The sequence below is a fragment of the Caballeronia sp. genome (genome assembly GCF_049581465.1).
GTDB lineage: Bacteria > Pseudomonadota > Gammaproteobacteria > Burkholderiales > Burkholderiaceae > Caballeronia.
In genome coordinates this window covers 1-3,928 of the sequence record NZ_JBAUSA010001332.1, presented here as the reverse complement: position 1 = coordinate 3,928, position 3,928 = coordinate 1, and the positions used below count along the sequence as shown (strand labels likewise).

Sequence of the window (3,928 nt, the reverse complement as noted above, 5' to 3'; positions counted from 1 at the left end):
GTGCGTTGACAGATATTTGAGATTTGCAACGATCGAAAGTTGAATTTCGCGCCCAGAAAGAACTATGGTCCTATTTTCGTATAAATTACTGACACTAAAGAACGGGACGTTCCGTTATGAGTAATATTTACCTTTTTAAACTCTTATGTCCAAAAACGTTTGATTTCGGACAAAAATCCTCGTTCTTTCCACTCCAAAAACGCGCTAACTTCGAATCAATCGCGCCGCCGTTGAAAAAATTTCAACTTCATTGGCATGATTAATGCTTTATAAAAGACACTTGTTTCTTGTTACACAACCTAATCGACCCCGACGCGCCTATGCCTCGCACTCAAACGATTGAACGCCATCTCAACGCTTTTCGCGCCGCGCTGGCGGAATGCGTCGATCTGCAAAATCGGATCGAAACAGAACGAGTGGCGGTTTCAGCCATCACGACCGCTATTGGCTTTGCAAACGAAACGCTAGTGCGACGAGGCTGGGTCTCGCGTCATACGGTCGATATGTTAGCGTTGTCAATGCAAGAGAACGCGTTGGACCTGAACGCGGCGCTCGATGAGGTCGACGCATCTATCCGGACGGCGATTGTCCCCGTCGAAGCTTTTGCGCAGGCAACGGAACGGATCAAAAGTGCGCAGGACAAAGCGTCGCGCGACTGCGAGGATCCGACGGCGGGAGGCAAAAGCGCGTCGGGCGTTGATCGGATCGATTGGGTCGAGGCCGAGCACTCGGCGCTGTCTGAACGCCTGCTCACGAACTATCGCGAACTCGCCGACAAAACCGCCCGCGCGCTTGACGACTTGCGCGAAAAAATCGACCGGCTCCAGATGTCGTTCGCGCAAATTTCGGCAACGATGTCTGCGTAGGACCCGCGGGTTGCCGGGTACGTGGCATCGGGTCGTCGGACTCGCTCACTCCAGCCCTTCAATGTGGGCGCGCCAAGACGCGCCCACGTTTTTTTGAAAGACCTCGATTTCAAATACGCCGATTCAGTCCGGCGTGAGAAGGTCTGGTTCTTCTACTTGGTTCTTCTAAGCAGTTGCCCCTTTTCCAGCGACCGCACCCCGATACGCCGGTCCATTGGCTGCGGCGGACACAGCCTTCCCATTGCTTTCGGCGACGTCTACCACCTGTTTTGCAGCCTGTTTTGCTGCTTTCTTGGCGGCGTCGTAGGCGGAGTTCGCGGACTCGGTAGCAACGCCTAGGGCGGATTTCCAGGCGGAGACGAACGCCTCGCTTCCTGGCGGCGCGTTCTTCGCGAGGCTGTCGACGAAGGCGTGCGCGTCGCGCTGTGACTGCGTGAAATGCGCCTCCGCGACTTCGGCGACTTCGCCTTGCGTTGTACTCAGGATTTCATAGACGTGACGCCAGTACGATTGCGCTTGCTCTACTGCCGAGCGTGCCTGGCTCGTTTGCAGCGCGAATACTGCCTGAGGGTCCCTGGCAGCCAGGGCCTTGGCCACGGCGCCTTGACTGTCGACGATCGTCAGGTTGACCACCTGCGCGTTCAATGCCATCAGCTTCTCAAGACCATCAAGACCCTTCGTCATGAGGCTAACCATTTTTTCGCTGCCCGCTTTCTGGTTCACGACAAATTCAGGCAAAAGCATGTTCATTACCGACTCCAAGTAGGTTGAAACAGATTGATAAGGTACGAAACCAACGCGCTAAAGCGAGAAGAGGGTCCTGCAGAAAAACTATTATCAGGGCCGTCCAAATGCACATCCATCAAACGCCCCTGGATTAATGCTAAATTGGCGAGTTCCGGGACACTATAACTAAACATGGCAATCGTGGTTATCATGGTTAAGCACGAATTGTGGTTAAACACGATCCACGTGGATCTGATTTGGCAGCGCTCGAATTGTGTCAGCCGTGCGAGGGTCTGACGGTATTTCGCAAAACACTTAAAAGAACGGTCATTCAAAAATTAACGAAACGGTCATGCTTAAAAGTGGTTAATTGGCCACCTGCTCATTTAATCTTATGAAGTTTGAAAGCGCCGTGTGTTGGGCTGCAAGCTTATCTTCCGACAGTAACAAACTTAGGCACCCCGGCAAACCGGATGTTTACCTACTTGACACATTCCGCAGCATTATTGAGAATAATGCAATGCAGCAAGAACCGGCGACTCAACAGCGCATTCATATTTGTTGGCAGTTGACTTTGTGGCAAAATTATTAATTGATTAATATTTATTTGTACATTTATTGACGCCGCGCAAAGAAACGGGCGCGCAAGTGTTGAATTGATAAGAATTCGAGAGATAGAAAGTAATGAGCCAACATACAAAAACCTTGGGACACCTCGAACGCAGTGCCGAGGACCACGTACTCCGGCGTGCCATCGCGGCGCGCCTTGACCGGGCTCTTCAGAAGGCTGGCACTAGTTCCGCGAAAGCGGCGAAGTGGTTAAGCGTTAGTCAGGACGAAGTGGATTTTTGGCGCCGCGGCATCACCGTCCCGCCCCTGCACGCTTTCACCCGAATCGCCGCAGCGCTCGAAATCGACGTTCATTGGCTTTGCACCGGGCAGATCCAACGTACACAGGTGGCGGGTCTATGAAAGTGAAAGTACGACCAGCCCCGAGTCGCCGGCGTGCTCCGTGACCTGATGGAGCGCGTCCGAATCAACGCGCTCTCGTCATCCAATACCCATGCCGCGCCGGCATACGCACGCAAGACTGTTCTTTGATTGGGCAATGTCGGCTGCGTTCACGCACTTCTGGCAATACGCAATGCCTACCGGTTTTCAACCCCGGTTCTCAGCCACCACGCGTTGCTCGATGAAAGTACTGGGCGCGCTCCGGCATTGAAGGCATCAAACTTTAGCGTCACTTGATTCACAACCCGAGATTCCATCAACCGTAGTTGATTCAACGAGGAAGACATGTCCAAGCGAATTGCGTACGTAACCGGCGGTATGGGCGGCATAGGAACATCGATTTGCCAGCGGCTTCACGCCGATGGGCTGACGGTAGTGGCCGGATGCGGACCCAATTCCCCCCGTCGTGAAAAATGGCTTGCCGAACAGGCTGCGCTTGGCTTCACGTTTATCGCTTCCGAAGGCAATGTCGGCAATTGGGAATCGACGGTCGCGGCGTTCGAAAAGGTCACGAAAGAAGTGGGCGAGATTGACGTGCTGGTGAATAACGCGGGTATCACGCGCGACGGCGTATTTCGCAAGATGTCGAGTGAAAACTGGAATGCCGTGATCGACACTAACCTCACGAGCCTTTTCAACGTAACCAAGCAGGTAATTGAAGGAATGGTTTCCAGAGGCTGGGGCCGAATAATCAATATATCCTCGGTAAACGGTCAGAAGGGCCAGTTCGGCCAAGTCAATTATTCGACCGCAAAAGCGGGCATCCATGGTTTCACAATGGCACTCGCGCAAGAAGTCGCGACAAAGGGCATCACCGTGAATACGGTCTCGCCCGGCTACATCGGCACCGACATGGTTCGCGCTGTCAAACCCGAGGTGCTGGAGACAATCGTTGCGAGCATCCCCGTGCGGCGTCTCGGTGAACCCGCGGAGATCGCGTCGATTGTCTCGTGGATTGCCGGTGATGAAGCCGGCTTCGCAACGGGCGCTGACTTCTCGCTTAACGGCGGTCTGCACATGGGATAACGGCGCTACCCGAGCCCGCCATGACAAGCGGATACGTCACTGCAGTCCCCGGGGATTTTTCGCCGAGTCTGCAGTGACGAAGGACGGAGGAGTACATGAACGTATTATTTGTCGACGACCACGTAGGGTGTGCGGACATGTTCGCCGACATCGCAGAGGCAATGGGACACCGCACCTGCGTAGCGCACGACAGGGCGAGCGCATTGCGGCGTTGTTCCGAAGAACCATTCGACCTCGTATTTATGGATATATCCCTTCCAGACGGTGACGGTCGCGAAGTATGCCGCCAGGTCCGCATC

General features: G+C 54.0%; 4 protein-coding genes. 3 read left to right on the top strand and 1 reads right to left on the bottom strand.

Going from position 1 to position 3,928, the window contains the following annotated elements; genetic code table 11:
• Positions 1-320: 320 nt before the first annotated feature.
• Positions 321-866, top strand: coding sequence for a hypothetical protein (locus WCA53_RS32255; RefSeq protein WP_423921387.1), 546 nt, complete (start codon positions 321-323; stop codon positions 864-866).
• A gap of 165 nt (positions 867-1,031) precedes the next feature.
• Here WCA53_RS32255 and phaP read toward each other — a convergent pair whose 3' ends face one another.
• A complete protein-coding gene (gene phaP, locus WCA53_RS32250; RefSeq protein WP_423921382.1) occupies positions 1,032-1,616 on the bottom strand; it encodes a TIGR01841 family phasin in 585 nt (194 codons plus the stop codon).
• A 1,272-nt stretch (positions 1,617-2,888) separates the two neighbouring features.
• Here phaP and WCA53_RS32245 point away from each other — a divergent pair.
• Positions 2,889-3,629, top strand: coding sequence for a 3-ketoacyl-ACP reductase (locus WCA53_RS32245; RefSeq protein WP_423921377.1), 741 nt, complete (start codon positions 2,889-2,891; stop codon positions 3,627-3,629).
• Between the two features lie 95 nt (positions 3,630-3,724).
• The coding region (locus WCA53_RS32240) for a response regulator transcription factor (RefSeq protein ID WP_423921374.1) at positions 3,725-3,928 on the top strand (204 nt) is incomplete at its 3' end.